This is a genomic window from Pseudomonas sp. 25 R 14 (assembly GCF_900004755.1).
Taxonomy (GTDB): domain Bacteria; phylum Pseudomonadota; class Gammaproteobacteria; order Pseudomonadales; family Pseudomonadaceae; genus Aquipseudomonas; species Aquipseudomonas brenneri.
This window is the reverse complement of record NZ_CVTS01000051.1, coordinates 143939-161115: the sequence shown is the minus strand read 5'-3', so window position 1 is coordinate 161115 and position 17177 is coordinate 143939. Positions and strand designations below refer to the sequence as shown.

At 61.8% G+C, this 17177-nt stretch carries 17 protein-coding genes; 12 read left to right on the top strand and 5 right to left on the bottom strand.

Annotation, left to right across the window (positions count from 1 at the left end; translation table 11 throughout):
* Positions 1-79: 79 nt before the first annotated feature.
* The 3 genes from BFQ03_RS18185 to BFQ03_RS18175 are packed head-to-tail and all read right to left on the bottom strand — an operon-like array spanning position 80 to position 2523.
* Positions 80-883, bottom strand: coding sequence for a sulfite exporter TauE/SafE family protein (locus tag BFQ03_RS18185; protein WP_065943693.1), 804 nt, complete (start codon positions 881-883; stop codon positions 80-82).
* Positions 884-892: 9 nt separating this feature from the next.
* Complete coding sequence (locus tag BFQ03_RS18180; RefSeq protein WP_032860170.1) at positions 893-2137, bottom strand: NAD(P)/FAD-dependent oxidoreductase; 1245 nt, start codon at positions 2135-2137, stop codon at positions 893-895.
* Between the two features lie 50 nt (positions 2138-2187).
* Positions 2188-2523, bottom strand: coding sequence for an ArsR/SmtB family transcription factor (locus BFQ03_RS18175; protein WP_032860171.1), 336 nt, complete (start codon positions 2521-2523; stop codon positions 2188-2190).
* A 94-nt stretch (positions 2524-2617) separates the two neighbouring features.
* On the opposite strand from BFQ03_RS18175, the gene BFQ03_RS18170 reads away from it, so the two are divergent.
* On the top strand, positions 2618-3481 hold the full coding sequence (locus tag BFQ03_RS18170) for an MBL fold metallo-hydrolase (RefSeq protein WP_065943692.1): 864 nt from the start codon (positions 2618-2620) through the stop codon (positions 3479-3481).
* Between the two features lie 122 nt (positions 3482-3603).
* Here the strand turns inward: BFQ03_RS18170 and bkdR are convergent, their stop codons facing one another.
* Entirely contained in the window at positions 3604-4089 is a 486-nt protein-coding gene (bkdR, locus tag BFQ03_RS18165; RefSeq protein ID WP_032860173.1) for a Bkd operon transcriptional regulator BkdR, read from the bottom strand.
* 196 nt (positions 4090-4285) lie between these two features.
* Here bkdR and BFQ03_RS18160 point away from each other — a divergent pair, with 196 nt between their 5' ends.
* The 5 genes from BFQ03_RS18160 (at position 4286) to BFQ03_RS18140 (ending at position 10486) form a co-directional block, all read left to right on the top strand.
* Positions 4286-5521 (top strand): 3-methyl-2-oxobutanoate dehydrogenase (2-methylpropanoyl-transferring) subunit alpha, encoded by a 1236-nt coding sequence (locus BFQ03_RS18160; RefSeq protein WP_032860174.1) that lies wholly within the window; start codon positions 4286-4288, stop codon positions 5519-5521.
* A gap of 1 nt (position 5522) precedes the next feature.
* Positions 5523-6581 carry an alpha-ketoacid dehydrogenase subunit beta gene (locus BFQ03_RS18155; RefSeq protein ID WP_032860175.1) on the top strand — a complete coding sequence of 353 codons (1059 nt, stop codon included), beginning with the start codon at positions 5523-5525 and terminating at the stop codon, positions 6579-6581.
* A complete protein-coding gene (locus tag BFQ03_RS18150) occupies positions 6582-7853 on the top strand; it encodes a dihydrolipoamide acetyltransferase family protein (RefSeq protein ID WP_065943691.1) in 1272 nt (423 codons plus the stop codon). It abuts the gene before it with no gap.
* A 3-nt stretch (positions 7854-7856) separates the two neighbouring features.
* Positions 7857-9236: a dihydrolipoyl dehydrogenase gene (lpdA, locus tag BFQ03_RS18145; RefSeq protein ID WP_065943690.1), complete on the top strand. Its 1380-nt coding sequence runs from the start codon at positions 7857-7859 to the stop codon at positions 9234-9236.
* Positions 9237-9466: 230 nt separating this feature from the next.
* Positions 9467-10486, top strand: coding sequence for a branched-chain amino acid aminotransferase (locus tag BFQ03_RS18140; RefSeq protein WP_065943689.1), 1020 nt, complete (start codon positions 9467-9469; stop codon positions 10484-10486).
* Positions 10487-10621: 135 nt separating this feature from the next.
* On the opposite strand, the gene BFQ03_RS29185 is transcribed toward BFQ03_RS18140, so the two are convergent.
* Complete coding sequence (locus tag BFQ03_RS29185; RefSeq protein ID WP_082445576.1) at positions 10622-11512, bottom strand: GNAT family acetyltransferase; 891 nt, start codon at positions 11510-11512, stop codon at positions 10622-10624.
* 224 nt (positions 11513-11736) lie between these two features.
* Here BFQ03_RS29185 and BFQ03_RS18130 point away from each other — a divergent pair, with 224 nt between their 5' ends.
* From BFQ03_RS18130 to BFQ03_RS18105, 6 genes are all read left to right on the top strand, one after another.
* Positions 11737-12663, top strand: a complete 927-nt coding sequence (locus BFQ03_RS18130; RefSeq protein WP_032860179.1) for a citrulline utilization hydrolase CtlX — start codon at positions 11737-11739, stop codon at positions 12661-12663.
* An 11-nt stretch (positions 12664-12674) separates the two neighbouring features.
* Complete coding sequence (locus BFQ03_RS18125; protein WP_032860180.1) at positions 12675-13721, top strand: ornithine cyclodeaminase; 1047 nt, start codon at positions 12675-12677, stop codon at positions 13719-13721.
* Positions 13722-13978: 257 nt separating this feature from the next.
* Positions 13979-14758 carry an ABC transporter substrate-binding protein gene (locus tag BFQ03_RS18120; RefSeq protein WP_032860181.1) on the top strand — a complete coding sequence of 260 codons (780 nt, stop codon included), beginning with the start codon at positions 13979-13981 and terminating at the stop codon, positions 14756-14758.
* A gap of 155 nt (positions 14759-14913) precedes the next feature.
* Complete coding sequence (locus BFQ03_RS18115; RefSeq protein WP_065943688.1) at positions 14914-15615, top strand: ABC transporter permease; 702 nt, start codon at positions 14914-14916, stop codon at positions 15613-15615.
* Positions 15612-16325, top strand: coding sequence for an ABC transporter permease (locus BFQ03_RS18110; RefSeq protein ID WP_065943687.1), 714 nt, complete (start codon positions 15612-15614; stop codon positions 16323-16325). Before BFQ03_RS18115 ends, BFQ03_RS18110 begins: the two co-directional genes overlap by 4 nt.
* Before the next feature lie 3 nt (positions 16326-16328).
* A complete protein-coding gene (locus tag BFQ03_RS18105; protein WP_032860184.1) occupies positions 16329-17171 on the top strand; it encodes an ABC transporter ATP-binding protein in 843 nt (280 codons plus the stop codon).
* The last annotated feature ends 6 nt before the right edge of the window (positions 17172-17177 follow it).

The following is a 17177-nucleotide window of genomic DNA, read 5'->3' as shown; positions in this document are numbered from 1 at the left end:
CGTTAACGATGACGCGGGGTGCTTGAAAGAACGGGGGGCGTCCTTGGTTTTTTCGCGAGCAAGGTGAGCGGTGCGCAGGTTAGACAGCGTTGAGCAACATCCCGCCGGCGACCACCACACACAGGCTGGCAAAACCGACTTGCAGCACCCGCGCCGGAACCCGCGAACCCAGGCGCCGGCCAACGAGCATGCCGACAATGCTGGCGCCGATAAACACCCAGCCCAGAGGGTCGATGGTCACACCCGCATGAAACGCCCCCACCACGCCGATCAGCGAGATCAGGCTGATCACCATCAGCGACGTGGCGACGATCCCGCGCATCTGCACATCGGTCAGTTGCTTGAACGCCGGCACAATCAGAAAGCCGCCACCCACGCCGAGCAGGCCCGATACCGCCCCCGTCACCGCACCCAATGCCGCCAGGGTCGCGGTGCATTTAGCGGTCCAGGAAAAGCGCCCGGTCTGCTGATCGAGCATGCAGTTCTTCTGCCCCCAGGACGCTGCGCCGTGATCGCTGGGGCCGGCTTCGACCTTCTCGCGCCGCAGCATGCGCCACGCCACCAGCACCATCAGCGCGCTGAACAGGCCCATCAGGATCTTGTCCGGCAGTTGATGGGCAAAAAACACCCCCAGTGGTGAAAATAGCGCGCCGAGCAAGGCGATCAACAGCGCCGCGCGGTAACGCACCAGGCCATGGCGCAGGCCATCGATGGCACCGACAGCCGCCGCCGCGCCGACCGCGAACAACGACACCGGCGCCGCTTCAGTCATGCTCAAGCCCAGCCCCAGCACCAACGCCGGCACGCCGAGAATCCCGCCCCCGGCCCCGGTCAAGCCCATGACCAGGCCCATCATCACGCCAAAAAAACTTGCCAGCAGCATAGGGTTCTCTCAATCCACCTTGGCCAGACGGGTCAGCCACTCGCGGCCCTTGAGCATGCCGTTCCAGTAGAACCACGGCAGCAGCGTCGCCTTGAGCAACCACGCCGAGCGCCGCGCCACCGTCGGGTCGAGGGGGAACGTGGGCAACAGCTTGCCGCCATAGCCGAACTCGGCCAGCACCACCTTGCCCTTCTCGACCGTCAGCGGGCAGGAGCCATAGCCGTCGTACTTGAGCGGCAACGGCGCCTGCCTGCGCAGGGCCAGCAGGTTCTCGGCCACCACCACAATCTGCTTGCGCACCGCCGCCGCTGTCTTGGCATTGCTGGTGGAGCACACATCTCCAAGGGCAAAGATGTGCGGGTAGCGCACCTGCTGCAGGCTGTGAGGGTCGACTTCACACCAGCCGGCAGCATCGGCCAGCGGGCTGTGGCGAATAAAGTCCGGGGCTATTTGAGGGGGGACTACGTGCAGCAGGTCGAAGGATTTTTCCTCGACGCTGACATTGCCCTCGGCGTCCTTGACCTCGAACCAGGCCTTGCGCGCCGGGCCATCGACCTTGATCAGGTTGGAATTGAAGGCCAACCGTGCGCGGTATTTCTCGATGTACTTCATCAACGGCGGGACAAAGGTCGCGACGCCAAACAGGGCCGCGCCCGCCAGGTTGAACTCAACCTCGATGTGGTGCAGGTCGCCTTGCCTGAGCCAGTGATCACAGGACAGATACAGGGCTTTTTGCGGCGCGCCAGCACATTTGATCGGCATGGCCGGCTGGGTGAAGATCGCCTTGCCACCCTTGAGCTGCTGCACCAACTGCCAGGTGTAGGCCGCGTGCTGGTAGCTGTAATTGGAGGTGACGCCGTTGTGGCCCAGGGTCTGCTCCAGGCCTTCGATTTTCTCCCAGGCCAGGCGCAGGCCCGGGCAGACAATCAGGTTGTTCCAGGTCACGCGCTGGCCGCTGTCGAGCAGCAGGGCTTGCTCGTCGGGCAGCAGCTCGCTGACCGCCGCCTGGACCCAGGTCACGCCATCGGGCAGCACCCGGGCCATGGGCCGCATGGTTTTGCGAATGTCATGGGCGCCGCCGCCCACCAGGGTCCAGGCGGGCTGGTAGTAATGTTCGGCGCTGGGTTCGATCAGGATGATATTCAGCTGCGGGTCGCGCTTGAGCAGGCTGGCCAGCAGGCCGATGCCTGCCGAGCCGCCGCCGATGACTACGATATCGCCACTGATGGTTGGGCCACAGTGTTGCTCGTTCATGGTCTATCGCCTTTTGAATCAATGCACACAAGGGTCGCTGCCGCATGGCGTCACGCCCAGCTTTTTATCACCGCCCCGCAGTACAACCCGGAGAGGGTTTTCATCACTTGAATCACTTCGTGGCTGGCCAGCCCGTAAAAGATGTACTTGCCTTCACGGCGGGTCGCCACCAGCCCCTCATCGCGCAGGATCCCCAACTGCTGGGACAACGTTGGCTGGCGCACGCCGGTCATGGTTTCCAGCTCACCGACGTTGCGTTCACCCTGGGTCAACTGACAGAGGATCAACAGCCGGTCCTCATTGGCCAGGGCCTTGAGCAAGGTGCACGCCTTGGACGCCGATGCACGCAACTGGGCGACTTCGCCTTCACTCAGACTGGATTCCATTTGCCTCGGTCCTTTCTCTCACTTAAGCTCAAAACATTATGTTTAAATATAAAGTGAATATCACGCCTTTTTTTAGCCATCAGGGACCGCCGTCATGTCAGCGCTGATTCAACCCTTCCTGGACGAGGCCTCGTCGACCTGGACCTACATCGTCTATGAAGCCGACGGTGGCCCCTGCGCCATCGTCGATTCGGTACTCGATTACGACCCGGCGTCCGGGCGCACCAGCACCGCGCAGGCCGAGCGGCTGGTCGCTTTTGTGGTTGAGCACCGCTTGCAAGTGCAATGGCTGCTGGAAACCCACGCCCACGCCGATCACCTCTCTGCCGCGCCTTATCTGCGCCGGCAGTTGGGCGGCAAGATCGCGATTGGGCAATCCATCAGCAAGGTCCAGGATGTATTCAAGAACTTGTTCAACCTGGAGCCGGAGTTCCGCGCCGATGGCTCGCAGTTCGACCATCTGTTCGCCCCCAACGAGATCTTCCACATCGGCCAGCTCAAGGCCCAGGCCCTGCACGTGCCCGGCCACACCCCGGCGGACATGGCCTACCTGATCGACGACCAGATGATCCTGGTCGGCGACACGCTGTTCATGCCCGACGTCGGCACCGCCCGCTGCGACTTCCCCGGCGGCGATGCGCACCAGTTGTATGCCTCGATGCGCAAGCTGCTGGCCTTCCCCGACGACACACGGTTGTATGTGTGCCATGACTACCCACCGCAAGGCCGCCCGGCCAAATGCCTGACCACCGTGGCAGAGCAGCGAGCAGGCAATATTCATGTGCATGACGGGGTGGATGAGGCGGCGTTTGTGCAGATGCGCACAACGCGCGATGCCGGGCTGGGCATGCCGACGCTGTTGCTGCCGGCGATCCAGGTGAATGTGCGGGCGGGGCATATGCCGCCGGCGGAAGACAACGGGGTGGTGTACCTGAAGATCCCCCTCAACCAACTGTGAAACACCGCCCCCTGTAGGAGCTGGCTTGCCTGCGATAGCGGTGGGCCAGTTAACACAGCTTTGCCTGATCTACCGCTATCGCAGGCAAGCCTGCTCCTACATTTTCAAACGCATTCCAATCATCAACCCAGGTTGATGCCATTGGCCGGCAACGGCAGCGCCGTCTTGTAGCGCACCTGCTTGAGCGCAAAGCTCGAGCGGATGTTCGCCACCCCCGGTACCTTGGTCAGAAAGTCCATCATGAAGCGCTCCAGCGATTGGATGGTCGGCACCAGTACCCGGATCAAATAGTCGGGATCACCGGCCATCAGGTAGCACTCCATCACCTCCGGCCGGTCGGAAATCGCCCCCTCGAACTGTTGCAGCGCCAGTTCGTTCTGTTTTTCCAGGCTGACGTGGATAAACACATTGACGTGCAACCCCAGCAGGTCAGCGTCCAGCAGTGTCACCTGGTCACGGATCAGCCCCAGTTCCTCCATCGCCTTGACCCGGTTGAAACACGGTGTAGGCGACAGGTTGACCGAGCGTGCGAGGTCGGCGTTGGTGATGCGGGCGTTCTCCTGAAGACTGTTGAGAATCCCGATATCGATACGGTCCAGCTTGCGCATGAGACAAAACCACCTGTTTATTATGTTTATGCAGATTTTTTATCCTCAAATGATCTCAGGCGCAACCAAACAGAGATAAATATTCTCCCCAGCCCGGCCTATGATTGTTGTAGGACAAGATTTCCCTTACCCGGGGACTGACTGTCAGCTAAGCGCGCCCACTATAAGAAATCCACAAGATCGAGCGTAGAAAGCCATGACCCAGCACTATGAACCGCTGCGCCTGCACGTTCCCGAGCCTTCCGGCCGCCCAGGTTGCAAGACCGACTTTACCTACCTGCGTCTGACCGACGCCGGTACGGTGCGCAAACCCGCTGTTGACGTAGAACCCGCCGACACCGCCGACCTGGCCAAGGGCCTGATCCGCGTGCTCGACGACCAGGGCCAGGCCCTGGGCCCCTGGGCTGAAGGTGTGCCGGTAGAGATTTTGCGCCGCGGCATGCGTGCCATGCTCAAGACACGAATCTTCGACAACCGCATGGTGGTCGCCCAACGCCAGAAAAAAATGTCGTTCTACATGCAAAGCCTTGGCGAAGAAGCCATCGGCAGCGCCCAGGCCCTGGCCTTGAACATCGACGACATGTGCTTCCCCACCTACCGCCAGCAAAGCATCCTGATGGCCCGCGAAGTGCCGCTGGTGGACCTGATCTGCCAACTGCTGTCCAACGAGCGCGACCCGCTCAAGGGCCGCCAGTTGCCGATCATGTACTCGGTCAAGGACTTTGGTTTCTTCACCATTTCCGGCAACCTCGCCACCCAATTCGTACAGGGCGTGGGCTGGGGCATGGCCTCGGCGATCAAGGGCGATACCAAGATCGCCTCGGCGTGGATCGGCGATGGCGCCACCGCCGAATCGGACTTCCACACCGCCCTGACCTTCGCCCACGTGTACCGCGCGCCGGTGATTCTCAACGTGGTCAACAACCAGTGGGCAATCTCCACCTTCCAGGCGATTGCCGGCGGTGAGGCCACGACCTTTGCCGGACGCGGCGTGGGTTGCGGCATCGCCTCCCTGCGCGTGGACGGCAACGACTTCATCGCCGTCTACGCCGCCTCCGCCTGGGCCGCAGAACGTGCGCGACGCAACCTCGGCCCGACCCTGATCGAATGGGTCACCTACCGCGCTGGCCCGCACTCCACCTCGGATGACCCATCCAAGTACCGGCCTGCCGACGACTGGAGCCATTTCCCGCTGGGCGACCCGATTGCCCGCCTCAAGCAGCACCTGATCAAGATTGGCCAGTGGTCCGAAGAGGAACACGCCACAGTCAGTGCAGAGCTGGAAGCCGAAGTGATCAGCGCGCAGAAAGAAGCCGAACAGTACGGCACCCTGGCCGGTGGCCAGATCCCGAGCGCCGCGAGCATGTTCGAAGACGTCTATAAAGAGATGCCGGAGCACTTGAAGCGCCAGCGTCAAGAGTTGGGGATCTGACATGAACGATCACAACAATAAAATCGAGTTGGAAACCGCCATGACCACTTCCACCATGACCATGATCCAGGCCCTGCGCTCGGCCATGGATGTGATGCTTGAGCGTGACGACAACGTGGTGGTGTTCGGCCAGGACGTCGGTTATTTCGGCGGCGTGTTCCGTTGCACCGAAGGCTTGCAGACCAAATACGGCACCTCGCGGGTATTCGACGCACCGATCTCCGAAAGCGGCATCGTTGGTGTGGCCGTGGGCATGGGCGCGTATGGCTTGCGGCCGGTAGCCGAGATCCAGTTCGCCGACTATGTCTACCCCGCCACCGACCAGATCATCTCGGAAGCGGCGCGCCTGCGCTATCGCTCGGCCGGCCAGTTCACCGCGCCTTTGACCATGCGCATGCCTTGCGGCGGCGGCATCTATGGCGGCCAGACCCACAGCCAGAGTATCGAAGCGGTGTTCACCCAGGTCTGCGGCCTGCGCACGGTGATGCCGTCCAACCCGTATGACGCCAAGGGCCTGCTGATCGCCTCAATCGAAAACGATGACCCGGTGATCTTCCTGGAGCCCAAGCGCCTGTACAACGGCCCGTTCGACGGCCACCACGATCGCCCGGTAACGCCATGGTCCAAGCACCCGCAGGCGCAGGTGCCGGACGGTTACTACACCGTACCGCTGGATGTGGCCGCCATCGTGCGCCCTGGCTCGGCCGTGACCGTGCTGACCTATGGCACCACGGTGTATGTGTCGCAAGTGGCCGCCGAAGAAACCGGGATCGACGCCGAAGTCATCGACCTGCGCAGCCTGTGGCCGCTGGACCTGGAAACCATCGTCAAGTCAGTGAAAAAGACCGGCCGTTGCGTGGTGGTGCATGAAGCCACCCGTACCTGCGGCTTCGGCGCCGAGCTGGTGTCGTTGGTGCAAGAACACTGCTTCCACCACCTGGAAGCGCCAATCGAACGTGTGACCGGTTGGGACACCCCCTACCCCCACGCGCAAGAGTGGGCGTATTTCCCTGGCCCGTCCCGTGTGGGCGCGGCTTTGCAACGGGTCATGGAGGTCTGAATGGGCACGCACGTTATCAAGATGCCGGACATTGGCGAAGGCATCGCAGAGGTTGAGTTGTCGGTGTGGCACGTCAAGGTCGGCGACATGGTCGTCGAAGACCAGGTACTGGCGGATGTGATGACCGACAAGGCGATGGTGGACATCCCCTCGCCAGTCCACGGCAAGGTGATTGCCCTCGGCGGCGAGCCGGGTGAAGTCATGGCGGTGGGCAGCATCCTGATCAGCATTGAAGTGGAAGGCGCCGGCAATACCAAGGAATCGGCGCTGTCGGCGGTGGTTGCACACGCCGCGCCGGCACCGCAAGCCCAAACCAAGGCACCCGTGGTTGAAAGCAAGCCGGCAGCGACCAAGCCGGTAGTGACAACAGCGCAAGCCCCGGTGGCCCGTGACGCCGCCGAGCGCCCGCTGGCCTCCCCGGCCGTGCGCAAGCATGCGCTGGACGCCGGGATCCAGTTACGTCTGGTCCAGGGCTCGGGCCCGGCCGGGCGCATTCTGCATGAAGACCTCGATGCCTATCTGCAACAGGGTTCCACGCGGGCCTCGGCCGGCGCCAACCCGTATGCCGAACGCAACGACGAAGAGCAGATCCCGGTGATCGGCATGCGTCGCAAGATCGCCCAGCGCATGCAGGACGCGACCCGCCGCGCCGCACACTTCAGCTACGTCGAAGAAATCGACGTGACGGCCCTCGACGACTTGCGCGTACACCTCAATGAAAAACACGGTGCCAGCCGCGGCAAGCTGACCCTGTTGCCATTTTTGGTGCGGGCGATGGTCGTGGCGCTGCGTGACTTCCCGCAGATCAATGCGCGTTATGACGACGAAGCCCAGGTCATCACCCGTCTTGGCGCGGTGCATGTGGGCGTCGCCACCCAGAGCGATGTTGGGCTGATGGTGCCGGTGGTACGGCACGCCGAGGCGCGCAGCCTGTGGAGTACCGCCGAGGAAATCACCCGCCTGGCCACTGCTGCACGCAATGGCAAGGCCAGCCGCGACGAGCTGTCGGGCTCGACCATCACCCTGACCAGCCTTGGCGCGCTGGGCGGGATTGTCAGCACCCCGGTGCTGAACCTGCCGGAAGTGGCGATTGTCGGGGTCAACCGCATCGTCGAGCGGCCGATGGTGATCAAGGGGCAGATCGTGATCCGCAAGATGATGAACCTTTCCAGCTCCTTCGATCACCGGGTGGTCGATGGCATGGACGCGGCGCAATTCATCCAGGCCATCCGTGGCTTGCTCGAACAACCCGCCAGCCTGTTCCTGGAGTAAGTCATGTCGCAAGCATTGAACACCACGCTGCTGATTATCGGCGGCGGCCCTGGCGGCTATGTGGCAGCCATTCGTGCCGGCCAACTGGGCATCCCGACCATCCTGGTAGAAGGCCAGGCGTTGGGCGGCACCTGCCTGAACATCGGCTGCATTCCGTCCAAGGCGCTGATTCACGTGGCCGAACAGTTCCAGCAAACCGTACACCTGAGCCAGGGTTCGGCCCTGGGCATCGACGTGGATGTGCCGAGCCTGGATATCCGCAAGAGCGTGGAATGGAAAGACGGCATTGTCGACCGCCTGACCACTGGCGTCGCCGCGCTGCTGAAAAAGCACAAGGTCCAGGTGATCCATGGCTGGGCCAAGGTCATCGACGGCAAGACCGTGGAGGTAGGCGAGCAACGCATCCAGTGCGAACACCTGCTGCTGGCCACCGGCTCGAAAAGCATCAACCTGCCGATGCTGCCGATTGGCGGGCCGATCATCTCGTCCACCGAAGCCCTGGCGCCAACCCGCGTACCCAAACGCTTGATCGTGGTCGGTGGCGGTTACATCGGCCTGGAGCTGGGGATTGCCTATCGCAAACTGGGCGCCGAGGTCAGCGTGGTCGAAGCCCAGGATCGCATCCTGCCAGCCTACGACGCCGAGCTGACGCAACCGGTGGCCGAGTCCCTCAAGCAACTGGGGGTCAAGTTGTACCTCAAGCACAGCGTCACCGGGTTTGAAGGTGGCAGCCTGCAGGTACGCGATCCAAATGGCGACACGCTCTCTTTGGACACCGACCAGGTACTGGTCGCCGTCGGGCGCAAACCCAACACCCAGGGCTGGAACCTGGAAGCCTTGAACCTGGCGATGAACGGTGCGGCGATCAAGATCGACAACCGTTGCCAGACCAGCATGCGCAATGTCTGGGCCATCGGTGACCTGAGCGGCGAGCCGATGCTGGCGCACCGGGCCATGGCCCAGGGCGAAATGGTCGCCGAACTGATCAGCGGTAAATCCCGGGAATTCAACCCGGCGGCGATCCCGGCGGTGTGTTTTACCGACCCGGAACTGGTGGTGGTCGGCAAGACCCCGGACGAAGCCAAGGCGGCAGGCCTGGACTGCATCGTGTCGAGCTTCCCGTTCGCCGCCAATGGCCGGGCCATGACCCTGGAGTCAAAAACCGGCTTCGTGCGGGTGGTAGCGCGCCGCGACAATCACCTGATTGTCGGCTGGCAGGCAGTGGGGGTTGGCGTGTCCGAGCTGTCCACGGCGTTTGGCCTGAGCCTGGAAATGGGCGCCCGCCTGGAAGATGTGGCCGGCACCATTCATGCCCATCCAACCTTGGGCGAAGCGGTGCAGGAAGCAGCCCTGCGGGCCTTGGGGCATGCCCTGCATCTGTAAAAAGCCACACACAACCCTGTAGGAGCGAGCTTGCTCGCGAAAAACTCAAGGGCACCGCGTTTATTTTGATTATACGCGTTATCGTTGACGATTCTCGCGAGCAAGCTCGCTCCTACAGGAACCGCATGCAACTGGAAGACCAGCAGCGGAATGAAGTATTGTTGCGCCCATCCGGAAATAAACCGAAAGCCTGCCTTCGACCAGGCGGTTGCAAAGAGATAGAGGGTGTCATGAGTAACGAAAGCATCAATTGGGACAAATTGGGTTTTGACTACATCAAGACCGACAAGCGCTTCCTCCAGACCTGGAAAGACGGCGCCTGGCAAGAAGGCACCCTGACCGACGACAACGTGCTGCACATCAGCGAGGGCTCCACTGCCCTGCACTACGGCCAGCAGTGCTTTGAAGGCCTCAAGGCCTATCGCTGCAAGGACGGCTCGATCAACCTGTTCCGCCCGGACCAGAACGCCGCCCGCATGCAGCGCAGTTGCGGCCGCTTGCTGATGCCACAAGTGCCGACCGAAGCCTTTATCGAAGCCTGCAAGGAAGTGGTCCGCGCCAACGAGCGTTTCATCCCGCCGTACGGCACCGGCGGCGCGCTGTACCTGCGCCCGTTCGTGATCGGCACCGGTGACAACATCGGCGTGCGTACCGCGCCCGAGTTCATCTTCTCGATCTTCTGCATCCCGGTCGGCGCCTACTTCAAGGGCGGCCTGACCCCGCACAACTTCCTGATCTCCGGCTACGACCGCGCCGCGCCAAACGGCACCGGCGCCGCCAAGGTCGGTGGCAACTACGCGGCCAGCCTGATGCCCGGCTCCCTGGCGAAAAAAGCCAACTTTGCCGACTGCATCTACCTGGACCCGGCCACCCACTCGAAAATCGAAGAAGTCGGCTCGGCCAACTTCTTCGGGATCACCCACGACAACAAGTTCGTCACCCCGAACTCGCCGTCGGTACTGCCAGGCATCACCCGCCTGTCGCTGATCGAGCTGGCCAAGACCCGCCTGGGCCTGGAAGTGGTTGAAGGTGATGTGCTGATCGACAAACTGGCAGACTTCAAGGAAGCCGGTGCCTGTGGTACCGCTGCCGTGATCACGCCGATTGGCGGCATTGAGTACAAAGACAAGCTGCACGTGTTCTACAGCGAAAAAGACGTCGGCCCGGTCACCCAGAAGCTCTACAAAGAGCTGACCGGTGTGCAGTCCGGTGATGTCGAAGCGCCAGCGGGCTGGATCGTCAAGGTCTAAGCCAACACTGATTGCAGGAGCCGGTTTGTGTGGGAGCGGGCTTGCTCGCGAATGCGGTGGGTCAGTCACTGATGATGTTGACTGACCCACCGCATTCGCGAGCAAGCCCGCTCCCACATTTGTTTTGGGGTGACTTCAGGGTTTGGGGAGATTCTGCGCAATCTTCTTGCCCATGCTGATCCTCGGTTCCACGCCATACCCCAGCGCTTCGTAGAACCCCACCACCGTATCGTTGCCCAGATTGATCTGCAGGTTGATCTTCAGGCAGCCCAAGGCGATCAACGCCTGCTCCCCATGCCGCACCAATGACGCGCCCAGGCCCTGGCGGCGATAGTCGGGATGCACGGCCACCGAATACAACCAGCCACGATGCCCGTCGTAACCGGCCATCAAGGTACCGATCACCGCCGTCTTATCGGTAGCGACAAAAAACAGCCCATCGTCGACCGCCAGCTTTTTATCAATCGCCAGTTCCGGCCGGTTGTGTGGCGTGTCATAACCAAACGCTTGCTGCCACAGCGCTGCCACCTGGGCACGGTGCTGGCGGTCGCGATAGACGCCGATGGGATGGCGTGACGACAATACCTTCTCCATCACCAGCGTGCGCTCGTTGCCGTGATACACATCGCGCACGGTATGAAACCCCAGCCTGGTATAGAACGGCTCGGCGGTGAGGGACGACGGTACGCTCAGCACCGTGACCCCAGCTTCACGGGCCCGCTGTTCGATATCGACCATCAGTTGGCGGCCGATGCCCTGCCCTTGCAGTGCCGGGTTGACGAACACCGAACGCACGACATTGGTATCAAGGGCGGCGGTCGCGACGATTTGCTGATCCTGGAGTGCAACCAGCACGGTGCGCCGCGTGAGCAATTGCAGGACCGCCTGCGGCGTGAAGTTGCTCGCCACCCGGGCAATCACGTCCGCCGGGTAATCGCCGGCGTTGCTGCTGTGCAGGGCGGCAAGGATGACCTGGCTGATGCCTTCGGCATCCGAGGCTTGAGCAAGGCGAACGGCGGTAGACATGACTCCTCCTGACGGACGACGTTACGACAGCCACCACAATACCTATGTGTGGGCTTGTGTGGGAGCTCCCACATTTTGAGCGGCGCTCGACGCTACAGCCGATTCGGCTGCCTCACCCCTCTTTTCAGCTTTCCCGGCTGAGGCGCGACCTTGTTTCAGCCGGGATTCTGCAACCAGAGCGCACACAATAGCCTCAATGCCCAACCTCATGGACTCGTGCCCCCATGCAAACCACCAATACCGTCTTGATGATCCGCCCGGCACACTTTGCCTTTAACCCGGACACCGCGATCAACAACCGCTTCCAGCGCGCGCCCGCCGATCCCCAGGCCGCACAGCACAAAGCGCTGGAAGAGTTCGACGGTTACGTCGACACCCTGCGCAAGCATGGCGTGGAAGTGCTGGTGGTACAGGACACCCCCGCGCCCCACACTCCGGATTCGATCTTCCCCAACAACTGGTGGAGCAGCCACGCCGACGGCAGCCTGGTGCTGTACCCGATGGAAGGACAGAACCGCCGCCTGGAACGCAACAAAGGCGTGCTGCAAGTGCTGGAGCAACGCTTCGCAATCAAAGGCACCATCGACTTCAGCCACCTCGAACAACAGAACATGTTCCTCGAAGGCACCGGCAGCATGGTCCTCGACCGCCAGCATCGCATCAGCTATGCCTGCCATTCCGGGCGCACCCACCATGACGCCCTGCGCCAGTTCGCCGAGCGCCTGGACTATCAGGTCTGCGCCTTCCATGCCGTCGACCGTCATCACGCGCCGATCTATCACAGCAACGTGATGATGAGCGTGGGCCGCGACCTGTCGGTGGTGTGCCTGCAAGCGTTGCCCGAAGAGCACGAACGCCAGGGCCTGGAACGCTCCCTGCGCGATACCGGCAAGGACATCCTGCCCCTGGACTTCGACCAATTGGAAGCCTTCGCCGGCAACATGCTGGAAGTCCACGACCGCGACGGCCAGCCGCTATTGGTGATGTCCAACAGCGCCTGGCAATCGCTCAAGCCCGCGCAGCGCCAGCATGTGGAGCGCCATACCCACCCGGTGGTGGTGAATATCGACAATATCGAACGCATCGGCGGCGGCAGTGCCCGCTGCATGTTGGCCGAAGTGCATCTGCCGGCCCGCGCCTCATTCCAATAAGGAGTTTTTCCATGACCCGTTATATCGACGTCAACGACCTCAGCTACCTGGTATCGCAAAAGGGCCTGCAAACCTGCATCACCGAGATGGCCGAGTACATCCGCGCCGACTACCTGCGCTGGAATGACTTTGAGAAATGCGCACGCCTGGCCAACCACTCGCCCGAGGGTGTGATCGAACTGATGCCGGTCTCGGATGCTTCGCTGTATGCCTTCAAATACGTCAATGGCCACCCGAAAAACACCCAGAGCGGCATGCTCACCGTCATGGCCTTTGGCGCCCTGGGGGATGTGGATACGGGCAAACCGGTATTGCTCAGCGAGATGACCCTGACCACCGCAATTCGCACCGCCGCCACCTCGGCCCTGGTCGCGCGCTACCTGGCCCGCGACAACAGCCGCAGCATGGCGCTGATCGGCAACGGCTCGCAGAGTGAATTCCAGGCCCTGGCGTTCCACGCCATGCTCGGGATCACAGAAATCCGCCTGTTCGATATCGACGCCAAGGCCATGGCCAAACTGGCAAACAATCTCAAGGCCTTCCCGGCGATCAAGGTGATCCTGGCCGGCAGCGTGGCCGAAGCGGTCAAAGGCGCCGATATCGTCACCACCGTCACCGCCGACAAGGCCTACGCCACCATCCTCACCGACGAGATGATCGAGCCGGGCATGCACCTCAATGCCGTCGGCGGCGACTGCCCCGGCAAGACCGAGCTGGACCGCCGTATCGTCGAGCGCGCGCGGGTGATCGTCGAGTACGAACCACAAAGCCGTATCGAGGGCGAAATCCAGCATATGCCCGAGGATTCGCCAGTCACCGAGCTGTGGCAAGTGATCAACGGCCAGAAGCCGGGCCGGGAAAACGCACGCCAGGTCACCCTGTTCGACTCGGTGGGTTTTGCCCTCGAAGACTACTCGGCCCTGCGTTATGTGCTGGACGTGGCCAAGGCCCTCGACGTGGGCAGCGAGCTGGAGTTGGTGCCAGACCTGGCCGACCCCAAGGACCTGTTCGCACGCCTGGCGCAGCAACCAGCCGCACAGCATAAAAAGCGCGCCTGAAACCGCTCTGGCCTGCTGCTTTGCGCAAGTAGCAGGCCGAGATAGGCGGTTTGAAAAGCCGATATACCGGGTCTTGCAGCCGATTCCGCTGCCGCCCGCGTTTTAACAGCGTATTCCGCATGCCAACACCCCGGTAAACGACACAAAAAACGCACCACCATGAAGCATTCTGAGCGCGACCAAAGAGTCAGCAAATGAATGCATGCAGCACCCTTTCTACTGCCCTGACATCAATTACAAAATATAGGGAAAACACCATGACTCCGCTCCGATCACTCATCGCCGCGCTGCTCCTGCCTTTGTGCGCCACCGCCGTCCAGGCCCAGGAATGGAAAGAAATCCGTTTCGGCGTGTTCCCCGAGTACCCACCCTTTGAATCCGTGGCCGCCGATGGCAGCCTGCAAGGTTTCGACATTGAACTGGGCAACGCCATCTGCGCCAAGCTCGAAGTCAAATGCACCTGGGTCCACAACGAATTCGACGGCATGATCCCGGCGCTGCGTGCGCGCAAGTTCGACGCCATCATGTCCTCCATGGCCGTGACCCCGGCCCGGCAAAAACAGATCGACTTCAGCGACCGCCTGTTCCTCAGCCCCACCTCGGTGATCACCCGCAAGGGCGCCGGCTTCGGCGACACCCCGGAATCGCTCAAAGGCAAGCAAGTCGGTGTGCTCCAGGGCTCGCTACAGGAAGCCTACGCCCGCGCGCACCTGGCCAAGCTCGGCGCCCAGGTCAAGGCGTATCAGTCCCAGGACCAGAACTATGCCGACCTGCAAAACGGTCGCCTCGACGCGACGCTGACCGACAAACTCGAAGCCCAGCTCAACTTCCTGTCCAAGCCTGAAGGCGCCGACTACCAGTCCGGCCCGGCCTTCAAGGATCCGACCTTGCCGCTGGACATTGCCATGGGCCTGCGCAAGAACGACCAGGAGCTACTGGCGCTGATCAACAAGGGCATTGCTGCCATCCAGGCTGATGGTACTTACGCGCTGATCCAGAAGAAGTACTTCGGCGACGACGATATCTACCACGAATAACGTCCTCAAATCGCCTCTCCCCTGTAGGAGCGAGCTTGCTCGCGAAAAACGTCAACGATAACGCGTAAAACCAGATTAAACGCGGTGCCCTTGAGTTCTTCGCGAGCAAGCTCGCTCCTACAAAAGGGAAACCGTGCCCATCGAGATCTCCCTCCATGAATGAACTCCTCAACCTGCAAGGCTTCGGCCCGCTGCTGGCCCAGGGCGCCTGGATGACCATCAAACTGGCGTTCCTGGCGCTGGTGCTGAGCCTGGCCCTGGGCCTGATCGCTGCGGGTGCCAAGCTGTCCAGCCACAAGCTGCTGCGTATCCCGGCCACGCTCTACACCACCTTGATCCGCAGTGTGCCGGACCTGGTGCTGATCCTGCTGATCTTCTACAGCCTGCAACTGTGGCTCAATGACCTGACCGAAATGCTCGGCTGGAACTACTTCGAAATCGATCCGTTCACTGCCGGCGTGATCACCCTGGGCTTTATCTACGGGGCATATTTCACCGAAAACTTTCGCGGCGCGATGCTCAGTGTGCCCGTGGGCCAACTGGAAGCGGCAACGGCCTACGGCTTGAGTCGCTGGCAGCGCTTCAGGCTGGTGATGTTCCCGCAATTGATGCGCTTTGCGCTGCCGGGGTTGGGCAATAACTGGCTGGTGCTGCTCAAGTCCACGGCGCTGGTGTCGATCATCGGCCTGGCAGACCTGGTCAAGGCTGCGCAGAACGCCGGCAAGACCACCAATGACCCGCTGTACTTCCTGATCCTCGCGGGCTTGGTGTACCTGTTGATCACCACCCTCTCCAACCGCATCTTCAAACGCCTGGAACGGCGCTACAACGTCGGCATCAAGGGGCTCGCGCGATGATTGAACTGATCCAGCAATACGGCCTGGCGTACCTGTGGACCGATGGCTCGGGCTTTTCCGGGGTGGCCATGACCTTGTGGCTGTTTATTGTGTCGGTGATCCTCGGGTTTTTCCTGTCGATCCCGCTGGCGATTGCCCGCGTCAGCGAGCACTTCTGGCTACGCTGGCCGGTGGAGGTCTACACCTACCTGTTTCGCGGCACGCCGCTGTATATCCAATTGCTGATTTGCTACACCGGCCTGTACAGCCTGGAAATGGTGCAGGACAACGCCCTGCTCAATCAGTTTTTCCGCAACGCGCTGAACTGCACGCTGCTGGCGTTTGTACTCAATACCTGTGCCTACACCGTGGAGATCTTCGCCGGGGCCATTCGCAATATTCCCCATGGCGAGATTGAAGCCGCGCGGGCCTATGGCCTGCACGGCTGGCGGATGAACCTGTTCGTGGTGATTCCCGCTGCACTGCGCCGCGCGTTGCCGGCCTACAGCAACGAAATGATCCTGATGCTGCACGCCACGTCCCTGGCGTTTACCGCAACCATCGCCGACATCCTCAAGGTGGCCCGCGATGCCAATGCCGAGACGTTCATGACGTTCCAGGCTTTCGGCATTGCCGCGCTGCTGTACATGCTGCTGTCCTTTGCATTGGTGGGCCTGTTCCGACTGGCCGAACGACGCTGGATGCGCTTTCTTGTCCCGACCCGAGGCTAACCCATGAACCAGTCCGCACAGGCCCTGGCCGCTCACCCTGCTGACCTTGCCGTCTCCCGCCCGACGGCTGTTGCGGCCAGCGCCAGCGTCAAGCTCAAGGTCCAAGACCTGCATAAAAGCTACGGCGAGCATGAAGTGCTCAAGGGCGTTTCGCTCAACGCCAGCAAGGGCGATGTGATCAGCCTGATCGGTGCCAGCGGCTCCGGCAAAAGCACCCTGCTGCGCTGCATCAACTTCCTCGAACAACCCGACGCCGGGGTGATTACCCTGGATGGCATCAGCATTGAAATGCGCCGGGGCCGCGCCGGCGTACAGGCGCCGCACCAGGCACAACTGCAGAACCTGCGTACGCGCCTGGCCATGGTGTTCCAGCACTTCAACCTGTGGAGCCACATGACGGTACTGGAAAACATCTGCATGGCGCCGCGCCGGGTGCTGGGCGTGAGTGCCGCCGAAGCGGAAAAACGCGCGCGGATGTACCTGGACAAAGTCGGCCTGCCGGGCCGGGTCGCTGATCAATACCCGGCGTTTCTCTCCGGGGGCCAGCAACAGCGGGTGGCTATCGCGCGGGCCCTGGCCATGGAGCCGGAGATTATCCTGTTCGACGAACCGACCTCGGCGCTGGATCCAGAGCTTGTAGGAGAAGTCCTCAAAGTCATACAGACGTTGGCCGAGGAAGGTCGTACCATGCTCATGGTCACCCACGAAATGGGCTTCGCCCGGCAAGTCTCCAGCCAGGTGTTGTTCCTGCACCAGGGCCGCGTCGAAGAGCAAGGCAGTGCCGAGATCCTCGACCATCCCAACAGCGAACGCTTGCAGCAATTTCTCTCCAACCGCTTGAAGTGAATACAG

Excerpts from the sequence above, each read along its gene's own strand:
- BFQ03_RS18185 (WP_065943693.1), bottom strand. The coding sequence starts at position 883 with ATGCTGCTGGCAAGTTTTTTTGGCGTGATGATGGGCCTGGTCATGGGC.
- BFQ03_RS18180 (WP_032860170.1), bottom strand. The coding sequence starts at position 2,137 with ATGAACGAGCAACACTGTGGCCCAACCATCAGTGGCGATATCGTAGTC.
- BFQ03_RS18175 (WP_032860171.1), bottom strand. The coding sequence starts at position 2,523 with ATGGAATCCAGTCTGAGTGAAGGCGAAGTCGCCCAGTTGCGTGCATCG.
- BFQ03_RS18170 (WP_065943692.1), top strand. The coding sequence starts at position 2,618 with ATGTCAGCGCTGATTCAACCCTTCCTGGACGAGGCCTCGTCGACCTGG.
- bkdR (WP_032860173.1), bottom strand. The coding sequence starts at position 4,089 with ATGCGCAAGCTGGACCGTATCGATATCGGGATTCTCAACAGTCTTCAG.
- BFQ03_RS18160 (WP_032860174.1), top strand. The coding sequence starts at position 4,286 with ATGACCCAGCACTATGAACCGCTGCGCCTGCACGTTCCCGAGCCTTCC.
- BFQ03_RS18155 (WP_032860175.1), top strand. The coding sequence starts at position 5,523 with ATGAACGATCACAACAATAAAATCGAGTTGGAAACCGCCATGACCACT.
- BFQ03_RS18150 (WP_065943691.1), top strand. The coding sequence starts at position 6,582 with ATGGGCACGCACGTTATCAAGATGCCGGACATTGGCGAAGGCATCGCA.
- lpdA (WP_065943690.1), top strand. The coding sequence starts at position 7,857 with ATGTCGCAAGCATTGAACACCACGCTGCTGATTATCGGCGGCGGCCCT.
- BFQ03_RS18140 (WP_065943689.1), top strand. The coding sequence starts at position 9,467 with ATGAGTAACGAAAGCATCAATTGGGACAAATTGGGTTTTGACTACATC.
- BFQ03_RS29185 (WP_082445576.1), bottom strand. The coding sequence starts at position 11,512 with ATGTCTACCGCCGTTCGCCTTGCTCAAGCCTCGGATGCCGAAGGCATC.
- BFQ03_RS18130 (WP_032860179.1), top strand. The coding sequence starts at position 11,737 with ATGCAAACCACCAATACCGTCTTGATGATCCGCCCGGCACACTTTGCC.
- BFQ03_RS18125 (WP_032860180.1), top strand. The coding sequence starts at position 12,675 with ATGACCCGTTATATCGACGTCAACGACCTCAGCTACCTGGTATCGCAA.
- BFQ03_RS18120 (WP_032860181.1), top strand. The coding sequence starts at position 13,979 with ATGACTCCGCTCCGATCACTCATCGCCGCGCTGCTCCTGCCTTTGTGC.
- BFQ03_RS18115 (WP_065943688.1), top strand. The coding sequence starts at position 14,914 with ATGAATGAACTCCTCAACCTGCAAGGCTTCGGCCCGCTGCTGGCCCAG.
- BFQ03_RS18110 (WP_065943687.1), top strand. The coding sequence starts at position 15,612 with ATGATTGAACTGATCCAGCAATACGGCCTGGCGTACCTGTGGACCGAT.
- BFQ03_RS18105 (WP_032860184.1), top strand. The coding sequence starts at position 16,329 with ATGAACCAGTCCGCACAGGCCCTGGCCGCTCACCCTGCTGACCTTGCC.